Source organism: Streptomyces zagrosensis, from assembly GCF_014203645.1.
Lineage (GTDB): Bacteria > Actinomycetota > Actinomycetes > Streptomycetales > Streptomycetaceae > Streptomyces > Streptomyces zagrosensis.
The window spans coordinates 42,270-66,606 of the sequence record NZ_JACHJL010000014.1 but is presented as its reverse complement, the minus strand read 5'-3'; the positions used below and the strand labels follow the sequence as shown (position 1 = coordinate 66,606).

The window sequence follows — 24,337 nt, the reverse complement described above, 5'->3', positions numbered from 1 at the left end:
TCCTTCGGTACGGTCACGGCCGCGCCGTGCCGCGTTGGTGCGGCCCGCCGCGGCACGCGCGCCGGGCAGGCTCGGTCATGGGGTGGTTGAAGGAGGGCGTGCGGAGGCCAGCCCTTTTTCTGAGGCGTTACGGGGCGTTACGGGGCGTCATGGGGCGCTATGCGGCGTTACGGGGCCGCGGGCCGCCGCCGCGCCGTCATCCGGCGGCGGCCCGCGCGCTCAGTCCCGCGGAATCTCCGTCGGAGTGCCGCGCTTCCCCTCGGCCAGTGCGGCAACCTGGCCCTCGCTCAGCGCCCCCTGAAACGCCCACACGTCGTCCACCGCGCCCGGCCAGTGCTCGCCGAAGGACCCGGCGGTCTTGGTCCGGCCGATCTGGAGCGCCTTGCTGCCCGTGAACGAGAGGGCGTTGTCAGACCAGGAGACGTTGCCGGCGCAGGTCGCTTCGTCGGCGGTGCCGTCGCCATCACTGTCCGGGCAGACCAGCGTCTCCAGTCGCCCGTTGACGTAAAGCTGCACCTGATCGGCGAAGCCGTCGTGGACGACCGCCAGGTGGTTCCAGTCGCGTGCGTCCGCGAACGACCGGCTCTCCACCGTGGTCACCGCCGCCCCATCGGTGTCGCTCGCTGGCAGCGTCACCTGCCAGCGCCCTGGCGAACCCGCCCCCGGTCCCGGCACCCAGCGCACCGCGACCGCGCTGCGCCGACTGCCCTCCGTGCTGAGCACCGTGGCCGGACCGTCCGGGACGGCCGCGGCCTGCGCCCAGCCGGCCAGCGTGAAGCTGGCGCCGGAGTCGATCGGTGAGCCGGTGGTCGCCGCGTGGTCGTCCACCCCGTCCAGCAGCAGGGCCTTGTCGTCCACCCAGCCCGTCCCGATCCGGGCGCCGCTCGACAGCGTGAGCGGCCGGCGGGCGGTGGAGTCGTCCGGTGAGGTGGCCGGGGTACCGGTCGCCGTCTCCAGCTTCCAGCGGCCCTTGACCAGCGGGCGCTGCCGGAAGAGTTGGCGCACCTCGTCGTCCGAGATCACCCGGTCGTACATGCGGACCTCGTCCACGTCCCCCTGGAAGAACCCGCCGGTGCCATCCGGGTAATCGGCGGCCCCCATGGTGACCGGACCATTCGCGAGCCACGGCGTGGTGAACGCCTCGGTGGCCTTGAGCACGCCGTTGACGTACAGCTTCATTTGTCCGATGTCGTAGTCGTAGACGGCGACCACATGCGCCCACTCGCCGAGCCCCGCCGCCGGGCAGTTGGGGGCAGTGGCCGGGCAGGCGCCCTGCGCGGCGCGCACCACGGGCGCGGCCGGGTCGTCGGCCCCTGCGCGCAGGAAGACCCACCCGAGCGTCGCCGAGTGGTACAGCTCGTAGCCGCGCAGCTTGTCGCCGCCCTGAGTGACGGCGACCATGGCACGGTTGTCCGCGTCCTTCGGCAGCCGGGCCCACAGCGACACGGCGAAGCTCTGGTGGGTGTCGAGGATCGGTTGGCTGGTGCGTACGTGGTCGTCGGCGCCGTCCAGGGTGAGGGCGGTACCGGCCACGCCGGGCGTGCCGGTCTTCGCCCCGCCGCGTATGGCTCCCGCGACCCGCTGGCCACGGCCGGTGACAGCGGTGGCCGATGCGTCCTCGTCCAGGTTCCAGCCGACCTTGGCCGGTCGGCCGCCGGTGGTCACCGGCTTCTTGTCGGCGAGCGACCCGACCTGGGTATCGGTGAGTTGGTAGTCGAAGAGCTGTACGTCATCCAGGGCACCCGGAAAGTGGCCCTCGCGCTGTCCGTAGTGGGAGGCCACACCGAGATAGGTGGGGCCGCGGGCATCCCACGGCTCACGGTAGGCCGCCGTACCGACCTGCTTGCCGTTCACGTACAGCCGCAGCAGCCCGGCCGGGTGGTCGAACACGCCGGTCAGATGCGTCCAGGTGCCCAGGCGGCCCGCGGCGCAACCGCTGTCGCCGGCCGGGCATGAGGGTTGGACCGCGCGGGCCACGCCGTTGCCCTCGGCGTTGTCGCTGGTGTGCCGCAGGAAGACCCAGCCGCCCGACGCGTTGGAGTAGTAGATCTCGTAGCCGCTGGCATGGGAGCCGGCCTGAGCGACCACGACCGGCGCGCCGTCCACGCCCTCGGCTGGCAGCTTGGCCCACGCCGACACGCTGAAGCTCTTGCCGGTGTGCAGGGCTGGCGATGGTGTGGCCGCGTAGTCGTCGGTGCCGTCCAGGTGCAGCCCGCCGGCGACCGCGCCCTCTCCGCCGGCCCGCGCCCCGCCGGCCAGCTCCGCGGGCCAGCCCCCGCCTGAGCCGCTGACCTCGGTGGCGCCCGCGTCCTCGTCGAGGTCCCAGGTCATACGGTCCGGCTGCCCGGCGCGTACCCGGAAGTAGTAGGTACGCGGCTCGCTGCCGTTGCCCGCGGCGTCAAAGGCTTGGGCGGTGACGAAGTTGACGCCGGGACGGGTTGGCATGAAGCGCATCGTCTTCGCACCGCCGCCCGAGGTGTTCAGGGTGTGCTTGCTGCTGGGCTGCTCGTTGACGCCGAACCAGTAGCGCGTGACGTCGGACGCCGGCGCGTCGATGGTGAAGGTTCCATACCGGCCCACCCCGTCCCGCCATGGGTCTTCCGGGTCCTCCGCGTCCGAGCGGGGGTACTGCCCCGATGAGATCGCCGGGCCGGCCGGCACACTGGTGTCCAGTAGGAAATTGCAACCGGGGGCAGAGCCGTCATAGCTCCACGGCGACCACTGGGCGCCATCCCACACCCGGGCGTGCCAGTCGATCCGCTTGTTCTTCGGCAGACTCGACGGCAACTTCGTCGAGAAGTCGGAACCCGAGCGCTTGGCGGTAGTGGTCGAGGCCCAGCGCGGCTTCCACCCCTGCCCGTCCCCGGCATCCCAGGTGGCCTGGAACTGCACCTTCACCGCGTCGCCGTCCGGGTCGCTCACGTCGTTCACCCGCATCGTGGGCAGCGACCGTACGCGCACCGCCTGATCGGCCGGGCGGCAGGTGCCACCCGGATCGATCGTCAGCTGCGCGGTACGCAACTGGGTCGGCCGGCGGTTGTACTTGACCCGCAGGTACGCGTCGTCGGCGAACCGCTTCCAGCCATACCGGTCGCTCTCACTGGAGGCCCGCATGCCGAAGGTGAGCGAAGGCCAACCCTTCTCGGCGGCCTGCCGCACCACACCGGCCACCTCGAACTCCGCGTCCGCCGCCGCGCACCCATCAAAGCCGTACGCGAAGCTCTTGTTCCGCAGGTGGTCGGCCCAAAAGCCATCGACGTTCTGGGAGTTCCAGGTCGTGGACGAGGAGATCGGCTTCGTACGCCACAACTGCACCTCCCGCGCCTCGCAGGAGGCCGCGTGCGTCTCGCGCACCACGAACTCGGCCGACAGGATGCTGCGGCCGGTGAACCGCGAGGTCGGGATCTGGTAGAAGAGCCGCTTGGTGTCCTCCGGCTTGCAGTACGCCCAACCGCAGTAGCCGAGCCCGGCGTCCGCATCACCGTTGAACTTCCACTGCGGAGTCCCCGCCCAGTACCGCGAGGCCACCGTCCACGACGATGCCCGCGGGGTGTACCACTGCGGGTCGATGTACACCGGGTACACCGTGTCCTCGCCGGTCAGCAACTCCGCGTCCGGCGTCAACACCAGCTCAGAGCCGCCCGCGGCGACCTCCACGCCAACCGGCGCTGGCCGGCCGCCCCCGGCGCTGCCTGGCGACGGCTGGGCTTGCTCAGCGCTGGCGCTCGTCTTGGGGGCCGTACGGGAATACGTGCCGCGGGTGCTCTGCGTGCCGTTCGGCGCACGGTTCGGTGGCGCGGAGGTGCCGCTGGAGTCCCACATCACCGGCTGCGGAGCCTCGAACACCGCGTTGCCCGACCCGCGATCCACTGCCGCGAGGGTCCCCTCGGACGTCTCCTTCACCGTCACGCCATCGGCCGCGACCCGCATCCGCAGTTCGGCCAACTCCTCGTTGTCCGCCGCCTCGGCCGACTTGACCACTAGCAACTGGGCGAAGCCGTCCACCTCTGCCGTCACCCGCAGATCAACGTCCGGCAGCACCTCCGGGTACACCGCGGCGTCGCCCTCAAGCCGCGGCTCGGGAAGCGGCTTCGGCCAGCTCAGGGCCAACTCGCGGCCCGCCCGGCGCAACCGGGCCAACGGGGCGTCGCCGCCGCCGGAGAACTCAAGACCCAGCGTCGTACCACCGGGCACCACCGCCCCTTCAGGGGATCGGCGCAACCTGGTGTCCACCGGCCGCCAGCCTCCGCCCGAGCGCACCCGCACCGGGCGAACGTGCTCCCGCGCTTCCACGTCGCCCTCGGGAGTGGCGAACACCTCGCTGGTCTCGGTCCGCAGCGAGGTCACCTCCACCTTCGCGCCGGTACGCCGCGCCTGGTCGAGCGCGGCGCTTTCGGAGCTGGCGGTTTCGGAAGCGGCGGACTTGGATGTGGCGCTCTTGGGTGCGGCCTTCTTGGATAAGGCGGAGAAACGTTTCCTCTGTGTGCTGCCCGCGCCCTTGCCCTCAGTTGTGGATGACGCTTCGGAACCAGTTTCGGCGTCCCCCTCCACGGCCTGCGCAGCCGCCGGCCGGGCCGTCGCCTCCGACACCGTGGAGGGCAATAGCCCAACGGATAACGCGATACCAAGTGTGCCGATCACGACACCCCGAACAGCGCGCATGCGCACGCGACCACCCCTCCCCCGCCGAACGCGATGACCAACATCGCGGTAGTGCGGTGACCGTAGGGATACGCAGCGCAGTCGGTCTACTACAGCAAATACGCACAAAGAGTGGCAAGTAGATAATCGATGTAGACATGTCGATATGATGCACGTCACAACTTCAACGGCAGGGTGAGATGCAGAAGTCTTCCCGGGGCGCCCTGCACGACAACGTCACGTCGTGCACTTCCTGTGAGTAAGCAGTGAAGGCCCGACCTAGGGCCTGTGGACGACGGCGCGAACGGCGGCCCCCCTCGCGCACCACGCCACCCCAGCAGCCCGGCCACTCCCGGGAAGGCTCAACGGCCGTCCCGCAGCGCCGCGTCCAGCTCATCCAGGTGCCGGGCGACCGGGCCGATGGTCAGCAGGCCGCTGCCCGCACCCGCCAGTTCCGACGCCGCGGGGGCCAGTTCGGCGCGGGCGCGCTCCATCAGCTCCCGGTCACCGACACCGATGGCCGCCCGCCCCACGAGGCACCACAGGGCCTCGAACAGCAGGTCACGGGGTGGCACCGGGGCCTCGCGCAGCGCCGCCGCCGCCTCGTCCCTGCGGCCCTCGGCCAGCAGGACCAACGGGCGGGCCCACGGCTCGTACGGGCCCCAGTCGGTGCGCACATCGGTGGTTACGTCAGCGCGTACGTCGGTGCGTACCTCGGTGCGTACATCAGCGCGTACCTCGGTCATTACGTCGGTCGGGGCGGGCCAGCTGCGCGACAGGCGCAGGCATAGCAGCGCGAGCGGCAGCAGCCCGTGCTCCAGGCCAGCCATGCCGGCACCTTCGAGGCGCGCAGCGGCCTTTCGGTAAGCCAACTCAGCTTCGGCGTACGGCCCTTTGCCCGTCGCGGCGAGCCGCAGCGCGCGGTACCACTGCGTGAACACGCCCACCAGCGGCAGTTCATGGCGTTCGGCCAGTCGGTCGGCGGCTTCCGCGTGCTGGTCGGCCGTTGCGAAGTCGGCGAGTGCGCTGCGGGCCTGGATGCGGATGAGGTGCCCGAGCACCTCGTAGGTGACCAGGCCGTGCCGGGCGGAGAGGGCAATGAGCTCGGCGCCGATCTCATCCCGGCGCGGGGCCAGGCCCGCGCGGTGGAACGCCTGCATGAACAGGCCGTTGAGCGCGAACGCCAGCAGCGCGGGATCGTCCAGGCTGCGAGCGATGACGACCGCCTGCCGGGCAGCCTGAAGCCCGCGCGCCACGGGTGCCGTGCGTATGTGCCAAGCCTCCGGCCCCCGAGCACCATCCTTCAGTTCCGGTGCGTCATCGTCCGCGGCGCCCACCGGCAGGGACCGCGGGAGCGTGCCGCGGGCTTCCAGCGCGATGGTGGCCAGCAGCCGGGCCCGCGCGGCCTCGTGGCCGCCGGGCGGGAGCGCGGACAGCGTGCGTTCGGCCGCGGCTACGAGCTGCGCCGCCTGCTCGGGGTCGTCCGAGCGGGTCCAGATCGCTGGTACGTCGTACGCGCCGATCACGCGTGCCGTCAGCTCCGGGTCGCCGGTCTCCTCGGCCGCCGTCACCGTCGCCATGCGGTGCTCGCGGGCCTGCCGCAGGCCATCGCCCCCGGTCACCGCGAGGCTGCGCAACAGGCCCACCGTCGATTCCAGCCGGGCCCGGGCGCCGGAGGCCACGGTCCGGTCGTACGCGGCTGCGGCCCGCACCCACACCTGGGCCGCGGCACCGGCCGATTCAGGGCCTGACCAGTCGAGGCTGGGCACGTCGGAGCCGGGCGATTCGGGGCCCGCTGTGGGAGCGGGCTTCGCCCTGCCGGGGGCTGTGGCCGGCACCGGATCGAGGTGTTCCGCCTGGTGGAGGATGTCCGCCTCCAGGCGACGCAGCGCCGGGCCCGGGTCCACGCCGAGTTGCTCGACCAGCAAGGTGCGTGCCCGGCGCAGTACCGCGAGCGCGTCGCCCTGGCGACCGGCTCGGTACAAGGCGAGTGCCAGCAGCCGCCAGGCGTCCTCGCGCCAGGGGTGCTCGGCCACATGCGCGTCCAGGTCCGGCACCGCGGCGGCGGCGAGCCCTAGGGCGAGCCGGGCCTCCGCCTGCCGCTCGACGGCGTGCAGCCGCAATTCGGCCAACTTTGCACGCTCAGCCGTGGCCCAGTCCGCATCGGCGAAGTCCGCGTAGCCGGGCCCGCGCCACCAGCCCAGCGCCTCTTCCAGCCGTACGAGCGCATCCTGGGGTGGCAGCGCCGCGGCGGCGGCCACCACTCGTTCGAAGCGCCAGGCGTCCACCGTGTCCGGTTCCGCGCGCAGGGCGTACCCCGGCCCCTCGGTGACCAGCAGCCGGGCCGGCGCACGCGGGGGGCGCGCTGGCTCCAGCGCACGCCGCAGGGCGGCCACGAAGGTGCGTACGGCACTCACCGCTCCCTGCGGCGGCTCCACCCATAGGTCTTCGACCAGGCGGATGACCGGAACGACGCGGCGGCGGGCGATGATCAGTCGGGCCAGCACCGCGCGGTGTCGCGGCCCCCTCAAGGCAATCGGGTCCCCGGTGTCGTCCCAGGCCACTACCGGCCCCAGCACACCGAACACCACCCGCACCCGCATCCGCCCTTTCCCCAACCCCGACACCGGCACCGGCACCGGCACACCGGCCCGGCCCTACCGGGCACAGTCACCAGCCACGGTATAGCGCGCTCATCCGATGCTCATTCGCGGCCAGCAGGCTTGGTGACGTACCCGCTCTTCTACGGAAAGGGGCACCGTCATGGCGCCCACCCTGGCTCACTTCGACTATCAGCGCGTCCCCGTCGCCGATGGCGTGTCGCTGCACGCGGCCGTCGCGGGTACGGGGAGCCCGGTCGTGCTGTTGCACGGCTTTCCGCAGACCCATCTCATGTGGCGGCATGTGGCGGCCGACCTCGCCACCGACCACACCGTGATCTGCCCCGACCTACGCGGCTACGGCGCCAGTGACAAGCCCGCCGAAGGCGATGGCACCGCATACTCCAAGCGCACCATGGCCGCCGATATCGTGACCCTGGCCCGGGCGCTCGGGCATGACCGGTTCGCGCTGGCCGGGCACGACCGGGGCGCGCTCGTCGCCTTTCGCGCCGCCCTCGACCACCCCTCGGCCGTCACCCACCTGGCCTGCCTCGATGTGCTGCCGACCCTGGACATGTGGGAGGTGATGCAAGGCACCTCCGCGGCCGTTGGCTTTCATCTGTACCTCATGGCCCAGCCCCCTGGCCTGCCCGAACAGCTCATCAGCGCGAGCGCGGACGCCTTCTTCGGCCACTTCCTCGATGCCTGGACGAGCGACCCGCGGGCCATTCCCAGCGACGTACGCGCCGCCTACCTGGACGCCTGCCGGGCCGCCGTGCCCTCGATCGTGGCCGACTACCGCGCCTCCGCCGGCATCGACGTCAAGCACGACCAGGCCGACCGGGACGCCGGTCAGCAACTTGGGATGCCGGTCGCCGTGCTCCAACAGGACTGGGGCTCCGCGCTCGGCTTCGACGCCGCGGCCCTGTGGCGCGCCTGGGCCCCCGACCTCCGACACATCTCCGTCACCTACGGCCACTTCATGGCCGAGGAGGCCCCCGCCGACATCGCCAAGGCCCTCCGCGACCTCCTCGCCCGCTAGCCCGGGCGGGCACCCCCGCGGGTCCGGAGAAGCCTCTGCCGAGCCGGGCGGACGCCCCCCGCGGCGCGCCGACACCAGGTCAGCACCCCGCGGGGACTCAGCCAACACCGTAAGACCGGTTCAGCACGCCGCGAGCGTCAGCTCAGGACGCCGCAGGCAACCGCACGCGCGCCGCCGACGTGCCCAGGCCCGTGGGTCCGAGCGGAAGCGGGCCGCCCCTAGGGGCGAAGTTCTGGCGCAGGTCGGACTCCTTGTACCGGATGCACTGGCGATGCCAGTTCAGGATTCCGGCCAGCCAGTCCTGGAGCTCGCGCACATAACTGTCCAGCTCCCGGCGAGCCTCGTCGGAGAGCTCGTAATCGTCGTAGAGGACCGGGAGTTCATGGGCGGCGACGTGTTGGAACTGCTGGAGCCGGGAGTTCATCAGGTCGTGGATGATGCCAAGGGCGGTCGGGTAGTCGCAGTCGAAGAAGTTCTGTACGACCAGGACGCCGTTGTGGACTTCCCCCTCGTACTCGATCTCCTTTTGGTACGAGAACACGTCGTTGAGCAGCGTCGCGTAATCGGACGCGGCGTTCTCCAAGGAGCGCATCGGGCCACTGCCGTACACCGCGGGCGGGACCTGCTGGCCGTGTCGCAACCGGCACAGGCTCATCGTCAGGTCCGAACCGAAGGTCTTACGGCGCATCTCGACGTAATCGACCGGGTCAGGAATGCGGTTCAGCGCCTGGTTGTCCAGCTCCCACAGCCAACTCGCCGTCATGTCCTCGATCGCCGCACGGAACGTGCGGCGCGCCTCGGGAGTCATCGGGCCCGCGGTCCGGGCCCACAGGTCGGCCAGGCCGCGTTCCATCGCGTTCACCGCGGGTGGCGGGGGCGAGTCGTCCAGCGGCATGAATGCGCCCAGGCGCTCGGTGCTCGCCTTGGCGCCGACCAGGTCGCGGGGGTGGCCGAACACCACGGGGTAGTAGTCATCCCCGTACGTTCCCCACGTCAGCCAGCACGCGCTCAGGTCCAACTCCTCGGGCGTGGCGTCCGGATCGAGCCCGGCCGAGCACAGCGCGAGGTCGAAACCGGCGAGCATGCGCTCGTCCCACACACCAGAGCGCGGCACCCCCGGCTGCGCCTCCAAAATGCCCATGCGATGCGCCCAGTCGATGACGTGGCGTCGCGATGCGTCCAGGTGTGGGCTGAGTTGGAGCGGGAACGGCAGGTCGAAGTCGGGCACCTGGGACGGGCCGACCTTCTGGTGGGGCACGTGGGAGGAGGAGCGGACGCGCTGGCCCGTAGCGGCGATCAGCGAGGTGATGTTCGCCGACCCGGTGCCGAGGCCGGTGAGCGTGAACGGGTTGTGGGGGGCCGCGCCGGAGCCACCGCCGTTCATGTAGCGGCTGGAGCGCATATGCCATTCGTGCCCACCGGACTGCCAGTCCTGCAAGCCCTTCACGTACGTCATGACGTCGGCGCACGCCTGCGGGTCCAGGCCCTTTTCGACGAACAGCGGCGCGAGTTCGAGCAGGGTGGTGTTCTCGAACTGCTGGAGCCGGGAGGTGAGCAGGTCGTTCACGGCATCGGCGGCCTGTTGAGTGGTGCAGCCGAGGAAGTGCTCAAGGACGAGCACCCCATTGCTCATCTCGCCCTCTTCCTCGATCTCGCGCTGGTACGAGAAGAGGTCGTTACGCAGATGGACACCATCAGAAAAGGCGTCACGCAATACCCGCAGCGGGCGGGATGCGGCAACGGACGCAGGCACTTCGGCGCCCACCGCGTACTCCACAAGACCCGATGACCATGGCGCCCCACCGACCTTGCGGCGCATTTCGATGTACTCCACCGGGTTGGGCACCCGGTCCGCGTTGATATTGGACAGTTCCCACAGCGATTCATTGAGCAGGTTTTCGGTGCTCTCAGCGAATCGGGCACGCCATTCCATCGACATGCTGGGAACGGTGCGCTTCCACAGGTCAGCGAGCCCGGCCTCGACCGGATTCTCCGGCTCGGGCATCGGTGTCGCCAGGTCCATCGGCATAAAGGCGGGCAGCCGGGCCAGGTGCTGCTTGCCGCCCTCACGATCCTGGGTGTACTTGAACTGTTCGAGGAAGTAGTCGTCAAAGAAGAAGACCCATACATACCAGTCGGTGACCAGCGAAAGGGCCTGCGCCGAGGTGTCCGGGTGGGTGTACGCACACAGCAGGGCGTAGTCGTGGGCGTCTAAGTCGCTCTGGTCCCACACCCCGGAACCCTCCAGCATGTCCATCTGCCGGGCCCACGCACTGGAGTGCTCCCGGGCCTCCTCCACATGCGGGTTCAGCCGCGCCGGATAAGGCATGTAAAATTCCGGCAATTCAAACGGCTGTGCCATGTTGCGCCTACCTCTCGCTGAGACTCATGGGGTGTGAGGAGCTCACGAAGAGGCCGGACGGTGCATCGAATACGCACAGTTGTACGAAGAAGAAAGACGGACAGATATACGTTCGGATACCACGCCCGTCACCCCCAGCCATGCCTCACCCCCGACCGCCACAGCACTACCCGTAGACGCCACGGGTTATCCCCCGAGCATTCCTCGCGTTTCGCATCCAAGCCGCTCCGAGCCACCCCGGGCCGCCCCAGCCGCACGGCGAGGCGACCATCAACCACCTCAGCGTACGGCAGGGGCAGGGCGAAGGCAGGGCAAGAGCGGGGCTCAACGGCCTCGGTGGAGGGGGATGTGCATCTCCTTGATCCAGTCGTTCCGCAGGTAGTCCCGGGCCTTGATGACGATTTCCTTCTTCTCGACCCGGACCCGAAGCCCGCTGTTCTCCTTGCCGGACACCGCGCTTTCCCCACCCTTTCCGTCATCGGTCCACGAGGTCTGTACGGCACCCGTGTTCACGACGGTGAAGCCCTCCAGATTGCCCGTCCCGGGCACGACCTTGCGCACGGCCCAGTCGGAGAGACCGAGGTCCCAGTGCGTGTGCGAGGTGAAAAGGACCGCGTCCTTGTACTTACCGAGGATGCCGAGGAGTCGATCGGCCTGGAGGTAGTCGGCGCTGTAGAGCTTGTTGCGGCTACCGGACACGGTGTTGGGCAGTACATGGTGCGAGAACACCATCGCCGGCTTACCCTTGCGCTGCCAGTACGCCAAACGCTGGTCAAGCCAAGCGAGTTGCTCATCGCTCATCCACACCTCGTCCCACTTCGAGGCATCGTGGTACTTCATGTACTTCTCGGTACCGAGCATCAACATCGGCACCCCATCGACAACGCGCTCGTAATAGACCTTGTCCAGGCCGGTGAAATCGTAGAAGTTCTGGAAGAGCGTGCTTTCCTTTGTGCCGTTCGGCCAGGTGCTCTGACACAGCTTCGACGGGTCGCAATACTTCGGCACGTAGAACTCGTGATTGCCGATGGTGAAGTACGTCTTCTTCGGATGCGGATGCGCATTGAGCGTCTTGCGGACGTCCGCGTACTCCTGCGGATATCCACGGTTGGTGATGTCGCCGTTGACCACCAGGGCACTGCTCTTGCCGGGCAGCCCCTTCATCTGGTCGAGCGCCCGCCCGAAGTCGGCCGTGTCTCCCTGCACATCGCTGACGACGTCGAAGGTCACGCCTCTATGCCGCTCTCTGGCCTCATGGCCACCGGCACTGGCGCCCGCAGGCACGAGCGCGGCGGCTGCGAGGCCCAGCGCGGCGGTGAGGACGGCAGCGGCGGACACTACGGTGCGTTTCACTGGGGGCTCCTGATCGCTGAGAGCCCGCGGCGATGGTCGATGGTCCGCCACGGGCCGGGGGCCGAGTACCTGAGCAGCGAAGCAGCGCGTGCTGAGCGGTCGTGGAAGTGGCGCAAAGCGGAGCATGACCGGCACGTGAATATTACGATCACGTTACTGGTCTGGGCCGAACGCCCTGGGCTCGGAGGGCGCGGGCAAGTTCTACGCACCGGGCGTGCGCGCCCCATTGCGGGTGCGGGCTCCTGGGCAGGGCCGAGCCGAGAGGCCGGTGCCGGGTGGTGGCGTCCCGGGTGACGGCGGCCCGGGTGACGGCGGCCACTCGTACGTCACGGGTGGCCCCACGCGGGTTCGTCGGCGGCGGGTCCGATGTCCTCGGCCGGGGTGACCAGCCATCCGAAGGTCACCGTTGCGGTGTAGTGGAGGTGGCGGCCACCGGGGTGATCGGTGGCCGCGTGGCTGCGGCACCAGCGCTGCGCCTGGCTGTGTTGCCCTGTCGGCCCTTGGTCGGGTTCGGGTTGCGGTGACTGTTCACCGCAGGTGACGCAGGTGGCGCGCACGGCGTACGGCACCCCTTGCGGGTCGGGGCCGATGGCCATGTCTACGAAGCGGTAGGTGCTGCGGGTCATGTGGTTGGCCCTTGTGTGAGTGCTTGTGTCCCGAGTGCCTGTGTTTCGAGTGCTTGTGTGCCGTGGACGTGGAGGGCGGCGGGTTCGAGGAATGCGGCGAGGGTGTAGGGGTCGGTGAGGTAGTGCCCTGACCAGGTGTGGGGGATGCGCCAGTAGATGCCGGGGCTGGTGCGGTGGTGTGCGGGTGGCACGGCGACGTAATGGGCGCCGCGTTCGCCGGTGATGAGGGTGACGTGGTGGCTCATGCGGTCCCAGGGCAGGCCGGGTTCGCGGGTGGCCCGGCCCTTGGGGACGAGCCAGTAGGCCGAGCCGCCGAAGGCGTCGATGATGGTTGCGGAGGTGGGGTGTTCGTGGTCGAGGAAGGCGAACGCGCAGCGGGCGACCGCGACGTTGGTACGTACCGCGTCCCAGATGTGGCCTGCGGGGAGCGGTAGGGCGTCGGTGCTGGCGGGTGGGGACCAGGGGAGGTTCATCGCGCCGCGCCGCTGGCGTCACCGAGGTGCGCGAGGACGCGGTTGCCGAGGTAGGTCGGCAGGGTCAGCGCGTGCCAACCGAGGCCACCGACCCGGGTCCAGTTCACCCCACCACCGGGCGGAATCCAGTCGTGGGGCGGTGGGGTGGGCGCAGCGGCAGTAGACATGGGGCAGCTCCGTAACGGTGTGCGTACTGACCGTTACATAGTGATCGCGCGCAAGGCCCGCTGCGTTGCGCGATTGGCAACGCCGCTGACCTTGACGTGCGTATGTGCGGCTGCTAGATCCCACACCACTCCGCGAACTGACGGAGTGGCTCTTCCGCGCGTTGGCGTGCTCGCAGTAGCGTCGCCACGGTCGCATGTACCGAGTGGTGATAGCGGGTGAGCTGGGGCGATGCCGCGCGCGCCGCATGCAGAGAGGTCAAGGCCGCCGATTGCTGCGCGGTCCACGCCTCCGCGCGGGCCCGATCAATCCAGTAGTGCGCTGCTCGCGTCGGCGCGTACCCCTCGGGCAGCCGGACTGTCCGGGCGTGCTCCAACGCCTTCGCGTGATCGTCCCGGTCGCCCGCCGTCGCGATTTGATGCAGCCGCACGTTCAGGGGCCCGAACGACAGGGCGTAATCGCGCGTTTCGCCGGTTTCGGTCGACAATTCGGTTGCTTGGGCCAGCCACTCGTCCGAGGCGGTGTCGTCACCGTCACGCGCCGACAGAACCGCGGCCCGTAGCTGGAGAGTGCCACGTACGGCTCGGGTGACGCGGTCTCCGTCATCGTCCAGATCACGCAGCGCGTGCCGCATCAGGGTAACTCCGCGGCTCAGGCGCGAACTGTCGGCGGCCATCTGCGCACGCTCATACCGCTCAATTGCCACCTGCCGGGGGTCGCCGGAGTGCGGAGCAGCAACAGCCATGCGGGACAGGGCCAGCCGCGCCAGGTCCATGTACCCGAGCCGATAGGCCACGATGGCCGCCGTACGCGAAGCCTCGGCCTGCAGCGCGTGGGCACGCTCGTGACGGTGCCCTGCGGGCTGGAGTTGGGTGGTGATGGCGATCTCACTGACCAGTCCTGGGAGGCGTGCGGCGATCTCCATGAACTCGGCCGCGACCCGCAGGCTGACGAGCGCTTCTATATCCGCTTCGAGGCTGTGCAGGGAGCGAGGTGGCGGGGCGTCGTCGGGGAGCAGGTCCCAGTCGTCGAACGCGGCGCTGATCGGGGTAAGGAGCGCATCAATCTGATCGCGCTGCAAAGCCTGAACATAGGGCTGACCACGTAGGACTGAGATGTTGACGCCGAGAGCGCGGGCGACGGCAGCGAGAATGGGCTCGCTAGGGTACCGGTCCCCTCTTTCGATACGGCAGAGCTGGCTCGCAGACACGTGAGACCGGCGGCCCAGCTCCTGTAGGGAGTAGTCGCGGATGAGGCGAAAGTCGCGCATCCGCGCGCCGATGTCGGTGTGATTGTGCACGGCATCCCCCATTCTGTGGACACCAGCACGGTACTGCTAACCGGACCTGGTCTAGGGCGCGTTGCGGGCCGGCCTCACCTCGCGTGAGGGTTATGGATTCCCGGCGCGAGCTAGACGCTGTGCACTACGGTCTGAGACTGGGCACCCGGTGATTCGTTGAGAGGACAGCTCGCATGTCTGATGATCAGCACGCCAAGGGCTCCATGGGCTACCTGATGGAGATGGGCGCGCTGAAGCGCGGCCGAAGGTCCGGGTGGTGGATCGCGGGTATCCGGGACCCCGAGTCAATCGCCGAGCACAGTTTCCGTGTCGCCGTCATCGGTGCTGTCCTGGCCATGCTGGAGGGCGCGGACGCTGCCAAGGTGGCGCTGTTGTGCACCTTCCATGACACTCAGGAGACCCGCGTCGGGGACATCCCGTGGATCGGGCGTCGGTACCTGACGGCTGCAAAGAATCAGGATGTCACCCGAGACCAGGTCGCTGACGCGCATCCCGTGGTGGCGGCAGGCATTCAGGCTGTGGTCGATGAGTACGAAACCGGCGACTCCGTCGAGGTGCTGATCGCGCACGACGCAGACAAGCTGGAATGCATGATCCAGGGACTCGAATACCTGGAACAGGGGTACAGCAACGCGTCCGAGTGGGTTGACAGCACACGGGCGAAACTCAAGACGGCATCGGCGATAAAGCTAGCTGAGGCTGCACAAGGCATGTCGTCGGCGGACTGGCAGCGCACGTACCTGCGGTAGTGGAGACCCACCTGCCCAGGACGTGCCATCTGGCTGGTGAGGGCGACCCCGCGCCCGCGGGACCGCCACCTCCGGATTTCCGTATGTGACTGCGTCACGGACCACCCCCGCGCCCGCGGGGACCACGCTCCGCGACCTGCAACGTTACCGAGCCGCACCCCGGTTTTCATTCACTTCCGCGAACTCCGGCATCACGCACGCAGGCACTCCAGCGAGCGGCCAGCGGGCACGCGGAAGGCCACCCAACCCAGCACCAGTCGCGAGCGACAGATGCCCCGCTGGGTGGTCGGGCGTGCGGGCGCCCCGCTTCCGTACGCTGCCGTCATGCTCGCCACCCGGTCCATCGCCCTGTTCGTCCTCGCCGCCCTGCTGGAGATCGGCGGGGCGTGGCTGGTGTGGCAGGGCGTACGCGAGCACCGCGGGTGGCTGTGGATCGGGGCGGGGGTCATCGCGCTGGGGGCGTACGGGTTCGTCGCCACGCTTCAGCCGGATGCGGAGTTCGGGCGCATCCTTGCCGCGTACGGGGGCGTGTTCGTCGCGGGGTCGCTCGCCTGGGGCATGGTGGCCGATGGGTACCGGCCCGACCGCTTCGATGTGAGCGGGGCGTTGATCTGCCTGGCCGGCGTCGCGGTCATCATGTACGCGCCGCGCGGCGGTTGACCGCCGACGAGGGCCGCATCACCCCGCCCCGCCCGTGCGTCCCGCCCGCCGTCATCGGCCGGAAACGCACGGACGAGGAGATGCGCGGCGGAAGCCGCCGCCCGGCCAGCGCTGGCGTAAGCCGATGCGCCCAGTGAGCCGGCGCCAGCCACCCGCACCAATCGGCCGGGTCAGCGGGTCCCGCCAACCAGCCGCGTCAGCGACTCGCACCAACCAGCCGGGTCAGCCACCCGCACCAACCAGCCGGATCAGCCGGTCGCGCCAGCCACCCGCGTCAGTCGTCCTTCGACACCTTCAGCACGCACCCGGTGTACGCGTCGAGCAGCACCTCGTAGACCTGGCCGTGCCGCTTGACCTCAACTTCCCACACGTGCCGCTTGTGTCGGTCGTTCTTGTTGACGCGCTGGTACTCGCGCTCGGCGCTCTCCGCCTTGCCGCCTACGCGGCGTTCGGCGATGTCGATCGCCGTGCGGATCGGCAGCGCGTGGTGCCGTCCGTGGTGCCGGTTGTGGTGGTATGCGGACGCCGACCGGTCGTGGCAGCTGCCGTGCTGGTGGCCGTGGTGGCTGCCGTGGGCGTGCGAGCCGTGGTGCCGGTTGTGGTGCGTCTGGTGTTGGTCGGCGACGGCCGTTGCCGGGGTCGCGATGGCGAGGGCCGCCGCGGCGACGGCACCGGCGAAACCGGCGCTACAGCGCCGAAGGATGCGTACGGACATGAATTCCGCTCCTCATTCACGGGTTCTCCGCCCGGCATCGACGCCAGGCTTATTGTCATACCTCCCGCGCTCGCATCGGGCGTACCAAGTTCGCGGCCCGTTCCCCCCGAACGGACGGCCATGGAGCACCCATGCAGGCCCGTCATATCCTGCGTACGGAGATCGTGACCGCCGCACCCAGGAGGCACCCATGGCCGCACCCACCGCCGTCATCACCGGCGCGAGCAGCGGCATCGGGGCCGCGACCGCGCGCCGGCTCGCCGCCACCGGCTACCGCGTCGTCCTGACCGCGCGTCGAGCGGACCGGATCGAGGCGCTCGCCGCCGAACTGACGGCGGCCGGACAGCAGGCCGTCGCGTACCCGCTGGACGTCACCGACCGTGCCGCCGTCAATGCCTTTGCCGCGTCACTCAACGCCTACCCGTCCATCGACGTCCTGGTGAACAACGCGGGTGGGGCGCTGGGCGCCGACCCGGTGGCCACCGCCGACCCGGACGACTGGCGCACCATGTACGAGACGAACGTGCTCGGCACGCTCCATCTCACCCAGGCCCTGCTGCCGGCGCTCACCGCGTCGGCGGACCACCCCGGCGCTGGCGCAGGCGGCGGCGCAGGCACCGTTGTCATCGTGTCCTCGACGGCCGGGCACGCGACGTACGAGGGCGGCGCCGGATACGCCGCCGCCAAGCACGGTGCGCATGTCCTCGCCGAGACGCTGCGGCTTGAGCTGTGCGGCACCCCGGTCCGCGTCATTGAGATCGCGCCGGGGATGGTGAAGACCGAGGAGTTCGCCACCACCCGCTTCCGTGGCGATCAGCAGAAGGCCGACGCCGTTTACGCGGGCGTCGCCGAGCCCCTGACCGCCGACGACGTGGCCGACACCATCGGTTGGGCCGTCACCCGCCCCAGCCACGTCAACGTGGACCTGCTCGTTCTCCGCCCCCGCGCCCAGGCGTCCAACTCCAAGGTGCACCGCGAGAGTTGACGCGCGGGGAGCTGAGGCATAGGAGGTTGACGCGCGGGGAGCTTTGGTAGCCAGGGGGGGCGGGCGGGGCGCGCAGGGTTAGCCCTTCACGCAAACGACCTGCTTGAGCTTCGCCACGACCTCCACCAGGTCGCGCTGCTGCTCGATGACCTTCTCGATCGGCTTGTACGCGCCCGGAATCTCGTCCACCACTCCGGCATCCTTACGGCACTCCACGCCCCGCGTCTGCTCCTCCAGGTCCTGGGTCGAAAAGCGCTTCTTCGCGGCGTTGCGGCTCATCTTGCGGCCCGCGCCGTGCGAGGCCGAATTGAAGGACGCGGCGTTGCCGAGGCCCTTCACGATGTACGAGCCGGTGCCCATCGAACCCGGAATGATGCCGTACTCCCCCGCCCCGGCTCGGATTGCGCCCTTCCGGGTCACCAGCAGGTCCATTCCGTCGTACTGCTCCTCCGCGACGTAGTTGTGGTGGCAGGAAATGATGTCGTCGAACGTCACCCGGGCCTTGCGGAACTCGCGCCGCAGCACTTCCTGGAACAGCGCCATCATGACCGATCGGTTTTTCTTCGCGTACTCCTGCGCCCAGAACAGGTCATTGCGGTACGCGGCCATCTGTGGGGTGTCTGCGATGAAAACCGCGAGGTCACGGTCCACGAGTCCCTGGTTGTGCGGCAGTTTCTGGGCCTGGCCGATGTGGTATTCGGCCAATTCCTTGCCGATGTTGCGGGAGCCGGAGTGCAGCATCAGCCACACGGCCCCCTGGTCGTCCACGCACAGTTCGACGAAGTGGTTGCCCCCGCCCAGCGTCCCCATCTGCTTGGTCGCGCGCTCCAGACGGAACTTCACCGCGTCGGCGATCCCGTCGAACCGGGACCAGAAGTCGTCCCAGCCTGCCGTCTCAAGGCCGTACAGCCGTCCCGGGTCCACCGGCGAGTCGTGCATGCCACGACCCACCGGGATCGTCTCCTCGATCTTCGACCGCACCCGCGACAGGTCATCTGGCAGGTCGCGGTCGGTCAGCGACGTCTTCACCGCGCTCATCCCGCAGCCGATGTCCACGCCGACCGCCGCCGGGCAGACCGCGCCGTGCATGGCGATGACGGAGCCGACCGTGGCCCCCTTGCCGTAGTGCACGTCGGGCATGACGGCCAGGCCCTTGATCCACGGCAGCGTCGAGACGTTACGAAGCTGCTGCATCGCCACGCCCTCGACCGTGGCAGGATCGGCCCACATCCGAATCGGAACGCGCGCGCCCGCTACCTCTGTGTACGACACGACATACTCCATTCCCCCGTGAAAGACAGAAAAATACCGAAAAGGAAAAAGCCGGACCTCGCGCCACATTCACGGCCGCGAACCGGCACACGCGCTAGCGGTTGAGGTAAACATTGTCTCCACCGGCCGCCCTGGCGCGGCAACCAATTTTCCGGGGAAGGGAGCCGCGGACAGTGCAGCGAAGGCCGTACCTATCGGGCACCGCGCTGACCGCCGCCGTGCTCGTCACGGGGCTCGCCGCATGCAGCGGCGAGACCACCACCAGCGGTAGCGACGACGGAAAGCCCGGGAGTTTCAGCTCCACGACGCATGCCCGGCCCGGCAAGTTCCGTACCCTCCCGGAACCTTGCGGAACCGTGGAGGGCGACACGCTCCGTTCCATGCTGCCGGGCCTGGAAGACCAGGACGAGGAGGCGCAGGAGGCGGCGTTCGAGGGCCAGCCTTCCGTCACGTACGACACCGATCGACGTGTCGGCTGCCGCTGGAAGCTCACGACGCCCGAGGGCTCCCGGCATCTGACGCTCGACTTTGAGCGCGTCGTGTCGTACGACCCGAAGGTCGGCGACGACGACCGCGCGGCGGCGGCGTATACGAAGAAGGCGTCGGCCGCGAAGATCCCCCTTGCGACCCCTACTCCGACTCCGGGCAGCCCGACCAGCCCGGAGGGAACGGGCTCGGCGCCACCCCAGCCCAAGGGCACCGGGCCCAGCGCAAAGGGCAGCGCACCGCCGGACGCGACCGGCAAGCCGATCGGCCCAGCCAAAACAGCCGACCCGGCCGACCCGGGCATTGTGCGAGGCCCCGGGGACGGCCCGGACGGCGGCCCAGGCAGCGACTTCCGTACGGGCTCGGGCGACCCGGCCAACACCGCCTCCTGGCGCCTGGCGTCAGCAGGCGATGACAGCGATGCCAACGCCAGCTCGGAGTCGGCTGGTACGGGATTGGCCAGCGCGGAATCGGCCAGTGCGGAATTGTCCGGCAGTGAGACGGTCGGCACCTCGGTCTTCGGCGCCCATTCCGTCGTTGCGGACGTTACGGGTGTTACGGGCGCTACAGGTGTTACGGACGTCACGGGTGTTACGGACGCTCGCGCGTCCGGTGCTCTCGACCGCGGCCTCGACCACGACGTGGAGACACCCGGGGTCGGTACGCAGCCGAGCGCCCCGCCCGGTGTGGGGTCCGCCACTCCCTCCGGCGGCGGCGATTCTGCCGGCCCCGACGCCACCCCCAGTGCGGGCGAGGGTGACGGCGATGCGGACAGCGGCGGCGGTGAGGGTGACCAAGGCGATGAGGGTGACCAAGGCGATGAAGGGGATCAGGGCGACGAAGGGGACGACGGCCTCGATCTCGCGCCGCGCCAGCTCGATGGGCTCGGCGACGAGGCGTTTTTGAACGATGAGTTCAGCACCGCCGACTCCGGGGTGCACCGCGACATCACGATTGTCTTCCGGTCGTCCAACGTCATCGTCACGGTCGAATACGACCAGTGGTCAACCGATCCGCAGCACATTCCCAGCAGCGCGGAGCTCCAGGAGAAGGCGCAGAACCTCGCCCGCAAGCTCCCCGGGCACTTCAGCGACTAGCCCGGCGAGTACCGTCACGGTTCGGCCGACCGGACGCCGTCACCGCGTACCGTGCCAGCTGAGTCACGCGGCGGAACGGCCGCACACCGACAGAGAATGAGCGAAGGACCATGCACCGAACAGCACCGCGACTCGCCCGAATGCTCGCCTGCGCAGCCGTACCGGTGATGCTCGTCGCCGGCTGCTCATCCGGCTCCGGTGACAAGGACGGCGGAGAGGACGCCTCGAAGTCGGCCACCGCGAGCCCGTCGCCGACCGTCGCCGCCGCGAGGTTCGACAAGCTCCCCGAGGCGTGCAAGACGCTGCCGAAGAAGACGGCGGAGAAACTCGTTCCGGAGGCGAAGGACAAAAAGGGCAAGACGCTGCCGTCCGGCAACATCAACGAGTCCGCGAGCTGTCTGTGGTCCGGCCTCGACGGGTTCCAGTACCGGCAGCTCACGGTGTCGCTGAAGCTGTTCCCATCGGACGTTGGTCTGGGCACGGGTGAGAAGCGCGCAGCGACGTACGCCACGCAGCAGACCGGGAAGGCCGCTACGGCGGACGGCGCGAAGGGCGCCAAGACGAGCGCGGTGGCCGGCATCGGTGACGAGGCGCAGACCGTGGCGACGAGCACGAAGAAGGACGGCGACGAGTTCAAGAACGAGACCGTTGTCGCCCGTATCGCCAATGTGGTCGTGACGGTCGAGTACCGGGGCGCGGGCTACGAGGACGCGAAGCCGCCGAAGCCGGACGAGTTGATGAAGGACGCCAAAAACGCGGCGAAGGACGCGGTGACGTCGGTCCCCAAGGCGAATGAGGGCGCGACCGAGAGCCCGAGCGGCACCACGGGCGAGGGCGCGGACCCGACCAAGTCCGCCGCGAACTAACCCAAAGCGGACCACCGACGCGGCTTCCGGCCTTCGGCTTCCGGATTCGTGCTTCCGGCCTACGGCTTTCGGCTTCGTACTTTCGGCTTCCGGCTTCCGGCTTCGGCCTGCGCGTGCGGCGGGCCCGAGGCCGGGCCGGGGTCGGGGCCGCAGTCGGGTCGTAGTCGGGGCCGCAGTCGCGTATGTGATCGGGTACGCCGACAGGCTCAGCCCGCGTACTGCAATGAGCCGAGGCGGGGTACGGCTGTGAGCTGAAGCGGGGGTACGGCAGCGGGCTGAGGCAGGGCTCGGGGCGCGGAACGGAGTGCATACGTACGCGTGTTCGCCCCTGGTCGCACTCCGGACTTGACGCGTATGCCAGGCTGGGCGCGCTAGTTGCCGAGGGCGGGGAGGGATCGCGGGTGGCCGCGATGCAGTTGACGCGCACACACCGAATACTTATCGGGGTGGTCATCGCCGGTGCGGTGGTGATCGCCGCGATCGGCTTTGTCGGCTCCTACGCCGCCGTCCGTGACCTCGCCCGCGACAAGGGGTTTGGCGACTTCGCCAACGTTTTCCCCATCGGCATCGACGCCGGAATCGTCGTCCTCCTCGCCCTCGACCTGCTGCTGACGTGGATTCGCATCCCGTTCCCGCTGCTGCGGCAAACCGCTTGGTTACTCACCGCCGCCACCATCGCCTTCAACGGCGCCGCGGCCTGGCCCGACCCGCTGGGCGTCGGCATGCACGGGGTCATCCCCATCCTGTTCGTCGTCTCCGTCGAGGCCGCCCGGCACGCGATCGGCCGCATCGCGGACATCACCGCCGACCGGCACATGGAGTCGGTACGCGTCGCCCGCTGGCTCCTGGCCCCCATACCCACCTTCCGGCTCTGGCGCCGGATGAAGCTCTGGGAACTGCGCTCGTACGACGAGGTCATCCGCCTCGAACAGGACCGCCTCGTCTACCGCGCCCGGCTTCGCGCACGCTTCGGCCGTGCCTGGCGCCGCAAGGCCCCCGTCGAGTCCCTGATGCCGCTGCGGCTGGCGCGCTTTGGCGTGCCCATCTCGCAGACGGCCCCGGCCGGACTCGCCGCCGCCGGGATCGTGATCCCCCCGGAGCGGGTGCTGGCCGCGGGCGAGATGGCCGGCAACCTGGCGCCATCCGAGGGCGCCCGCGCGGGTGCGCCCGCGCCCGCAGCACTGGAGCCCGCACCGGGCACGCCCAGCGACGGCAACAGCGCCACCGGCAGCAGCGGCAGCGGCAGCGGCAGCGGCCCAGCGAAGACCTTGGCAGTCGCCACGGCCGCAACACCACCCTCGGGCGCCTCGCAGGCACCCGCCAATACACAGACACCCGCCAACACACAGACACCCGACCGCGCACAGGCATCCGCGAGTCCGCAAGGCCCGAGCGCGCCGCAGACCGCGAACGCTTCGGAAGCCGGCGCGGAAGCCGATGCCGCGGCCAGTGCCAGTGCCGGCGCCGGTGCGCCGGCCGCGACGCAGGCCACCGCCGCGGGCACGGGCCCGCATGCCGTACGCGCCGCCAACGGGTCCCGCGTACCGCCCATCGCGAACGGCGGCCCTTCGCCGGCGCAGCCCACCGCCGGCTCTCCCGCGCCGCAGGCTGCCCAGACCAGGGCGGCGAGCGCGGGCACGGCCGAAGCCGCTGCGGGTGTCGCACCCGGAGCTGAGGCAGGCCCCGAGTACGCAGCCGAGATGGGCCCGGAGCATGGGGCTGAGGGCGCGCACGTGACCGTGCCGGTCGGCTCTGGCGGGCGACGCCGGGCGCTGGGCAACGCTCAGTTCGTCGGCTATCCGGGTGCGGCAGCACCGTATGCGGGCGAGCAGCCCTACATTCCGGAGCCGCGAGCCGCGGAACCCGTGCAACACGATGACCGCGGCGGCGCCGGGATCGATGACCAGCAGGGCAACGGAAACAGGGCCGCAAGCCGGCGCCAGAACGGAAATGCGACCGAGGAAGAGAACGCGCGCGTCATCGGCTACGAGACCAGCTACGCGAACGCTCCCGACAACGGCTACGCCCACGCGAACGCCCCCGACAGCGGCCACCGCAACGGCACCGGCCAGGGGCTCGACTACGGCAACGCCGGCAATGACAGCCATGACAGTCAGGACAGTCATCCCGGCCATGACAGCAGTGGTGCCGAGCAGCGGAGCGATATGCGGCGCGATGCGCAGCGCCCGCAAGCCGCACCGGTTGCGGAATACCGGTCGGACACCACGCAGGAGATCGCTTTGGCCGCGCTGCCGGACGACGTCCCGCGAGACGAGGCCTTCTACGGCGCCTTCCGGCGGTTCGTCACCGAACGCGGTGACTTCCCCGACTCCCGACAGTTCAGCCGCTATCTGCTCGACCTCTACGGAATCGCGGGCGTAGGCGGCGGGCCGCTGCCCGCACACGGCCTCCGTCGCGAGCTACGCGAACTACGCGAGCGCTACCGCATGGAGATGGAGACGCAGCACAGCCCGTAACCAAGGCGTCTTTCCTCGCCAGGCTCGCCTGTGGGCGCGGTCAGCATGACCAAAGCGCCCCGGCGGCCACCGCGCTACCGGCGCGCGCCAGGCGCAGGCACCAGCTCTCACCCGCGCGCCCTCAGACTCGCTTGCGGCGTGCTATGCGGGCGCTTTCGCCCCACAGCGCCAACACGAGGCCGACCACGGCGATGCCGACGTAGCCGGGGGTCGGGATGTCGAACCACTGCTGGAGCAGGCCCCATGGCTTCTCCCCGACGATGCGTCCACAGACGCCAAGCGCGCCCTGAATGGCGATGACGATTCCGGCGATGCCGACCAGTTCTCTCATGGGTTCAGCATCGTCGGCTCGCTCCCGGGATACGTCCTCCCCGGGAGCGAACCACGAGTCCGCCAAACGATGCAGAGTCCGACCGCTCGGCTACCTTCACGCCGCTGCCGCCACCGCCGCTACCTGCACGCCGGCTG

General features: G+C 69.6%; 18 protein-coding genes. 7 read left to right on the top strand and 11 right to left on the bottom strand.

Going from position 1 to position 24,337, the window contains the following annotated elements; genetic code table 11:
- Nucleotides 1–219 precede the first annotated feature (219 nt).
- On the bottom strand, nt 220–4,662 hold the full coding sequence (locus FHS42_RS24330; protein ID WP_184575451.1) for a LamG-like jellyroll fold domain-containing protein: 4,443 nt from the start codon (nt 4,660–4,662) through the stop codon (nt 220–222).
- Nucleotides 4,663–5,003: 341 nt separating this feature from the next.
- Complete coding sequence (locus FHS42_RS24325; protein WP_184575715.1) at nt 5,004–7,238, bottom strand: AfsR/SARP family transcriptional regulator; 2,235 nt, start codon at nt 7,236–7,238, stop codon at nt 5,004–5,006.
- 166 nt (nt 7,239–7,404) lie between these two features.
- Here FHS42_RS24325 and FHS42_RS24320 point away from each other — a divergent pair, with 166 nt between their 5' ends.
- The gene (locus tag FHS42_RS24320; RefSeq protein WP_184575449.1) at nt 7,405–8,283 is read left to right on the top strand and encodes an alpha/beta fold hydrolase; all 879 of its coding nucleotides are present in this window, start codon (nt 7,405–7,407) and stop codon (nt 8,281–8,283) included.
- A gap of 142 nt (nt 8,284–8,425) precedes the next feature.
- Here the strand turns inward: FHS42_RS24320 and FHS42_RS24315 are convergent, their stop codons facing one another.
- The 6 genes from FHS42_RS24315 to FHS42_RS24290 form a co-directional block, all read right to left on the bottom strand.
- The gene (locus FHS42_RS24315) at nt 8,426–10,645 is read right to left on the bottom strand and encodes a family 2 encapsulin nanocompartment cargo protein terpene cyclase (protein WP_184575447.1); all 2,220 of its coding nucleotides are present in this window, start codon (nt 10,643–10,645) and stop codon (nt 8,426–8,428) included.
- A gap of 324 nt (nt 10,646–10,969) precedes the next feature.
- Nucleotides 10,970–11,998, bottom strand: a complete 1,029-nt coding sequence (locus FHS42_RS24310; RefSeq protein ID WP_312867017.1) for a metallophosphoesterase family protein — start codon at nt 11,996–11,998, stop codon at nt 10,970–10,972.
- Nucleotides 11,999–12,324: 326 nt separating this feature from the next.
- Nucleotides 12,325–12,624 (bottom strand): DUF7848 domain-containing protein, encoded by a 300-nt coding sequence (locus FHS42_RS24305; RefSeq protein WP_184575443.1) that lies wholly within the window; start codon nt 12,622–12,624, stop codon nt 12,325–12,327.
- Nucleotides 12,621–13,097 (bottom strand): hypothetical protein, encoded by a 477-nt coding sequence (locus FHS42_RS24300; RefSeq protein ID WP_184575441.1) that lies wholly within the window; start codon nt 13,095–13,097, stop codon nt 12,621–12,623. The genes FHS42_RS24305 and FHS42_RS24300 overlap by 4 nt, the downstream gene beginning before the upstream one ends.
- Complete coding sequence (locus tag FHS42_RS24295; RefSeq protein WP_184575439.1) at nt 13,094–13,264, bottom strand: hypothetical protein; 171 nt, start codon at nt 13,262–13,264, stop codon at nt 13,094–13,096. Before FHS42_RS24295 ends, FHS42_RS24300 begins: the two co-directional genes overlap by 4 nt.
- Before the next feature lie 113 nt (nt 13,265–13,377).
- Entirely contained in the window at nt 13,378–14,532 is a 1,155-nt protein-coding gene (locus tag FHS42_RS24290) for a helix-turn-helix domain-containing protein (protein WP_246495367.1), read from the bottom strand.
- Between the two features lie 203 nt (nt 14,533–14,735).
- On the opposite strand from FHS42_RS24290, the gene FHS42_RS24285 reads away from it, so the two are divergent.
- Entirely contained in the window at nt 14,736–15,311 is a 576-nt protein-coding gene (locus FHS42_RS24285; RefSeq protein ID WP_184575435.1) for an HD domain-containing protein, read from the top strand.
- A gap of 324 nt (nt 15,312–15,635) precedes the next feature.
- Nucleotides 15,636–15,971, top strand: a complete 336-nt coding sequence (locus FHS42_RS24280) for a YnfA family protein (RefSeq protein ID WP_184575433.1) — start codon at nt 15,636–15,638, stop codon at nt 15,969–15,971.
- A 274-nt stretch (nt 15,972–16,245) separates the two neighbouring features.
- On the opposite strand, the gene FHS42_RS24275 is transcribed toward FHS42_RS24280, so the two are convergent.
- Complete coding sequence (locus FHS42_RS24275) at nt 16,246–16,686, bottom strand: PepSY domain-containing protein (RefSeq protein WP_184575431.1); 441 nt, start codon at nt 16,684–16,686, stop codon at nt 16,246–16,248.
- 190 nt (nt 16,687–16,876) lie between these two features.
- Between FHS42_RS24275 and FHS42_RS24270 the strand changes: the two genes are divergently transcribed.
- Complete coding sequence (locus FHS42_RS24270) at nt 16,877–17,671, top strand: SDR family NAD(P)-dependent oxidoreductase (protein WP_184575429.1); 795 nt, start codon at nt 16,877–16,879, stop codon at nt 17,669–17,671.
- Between the two features lie 78 nt (nt 17,672–17,749).
- Here the strand turns inward: FHS42_RS24270 and FHS42_RS24265 are convergent, their stop codons facing one another.
- On the bottom strand, nt 17,750–18,943 hold the full coding sequence (locus tag FHS42_RS24265) for an RtcB family protein (protein WP_184575427.1): 1,194 nt from the start codon (nt 18,941–18,943) through the stop codon (nt 17,750–17,752).
- A 173-nt stretch (nt 18,944–19,116) separates the two neighbouring features.
- Between FHS42_RS24265 and FHS42_RS24260 the strand changes: the two genes are divergently transcribed.
- The 3 genes from FHS42_RS24260 (at nt 19,117) to FHS42_RS37420 (ending at nt 23,869) form a co-directional block, all read left to right on the top strand.
- Nucleotides 19,117–20,526, top strand: coding sequence for a hypothetical protein (locus tag FHS42_RS24260; protein ID WP_184575425.1), 1,410 nt, complete (start codon nt 19,117–19,119; stop codon nt 20,524–20,526).
- Between the two features lie 110 nt (nt 20,527–20,636).
- Nucleotides 20,637–21,392: a hypothetical protein gene (locus FHS42_RS24255; RefSeq protein ID WP_184575422.1), complete on the top strand. Its 756-nt coding sequence runs from the start codon at nt 20,637–20,639 to the stop codon at nt 21,390–21,392.
- Nucleotides 21,393–21,802: 410 nt separating this feature from the next.
- Complete coding sequence (locus tag FHS42_RS37420; RefSeq protein ID WP_246495351.1) at nt 21,803–23,869, top strand: DUF2637 domain-containing protein; 2,067 nt, start codon at nt 21,803–21,805, stop codon at nt 23,867–23,869.
- Between the two features lie 121 nt (nt 23,870–23,990).
- Here FHS42_RS37420 and FHS42_RS24245 read toward each other — a convergent pair whose 3' ends face one another.
- On the bottom strand, nt 23,991–24,200 hold the full coding sequence (locus FHS42_RS24245) for a hypothetical protein (protein WP_184575420.1): 210 nt from the start codon (nt 24,198–24,200) through the stop codon (nt 23,991–23,993).
- Nucleotides 24,201–24,337 lie beyond the last annotated feature (137 nt).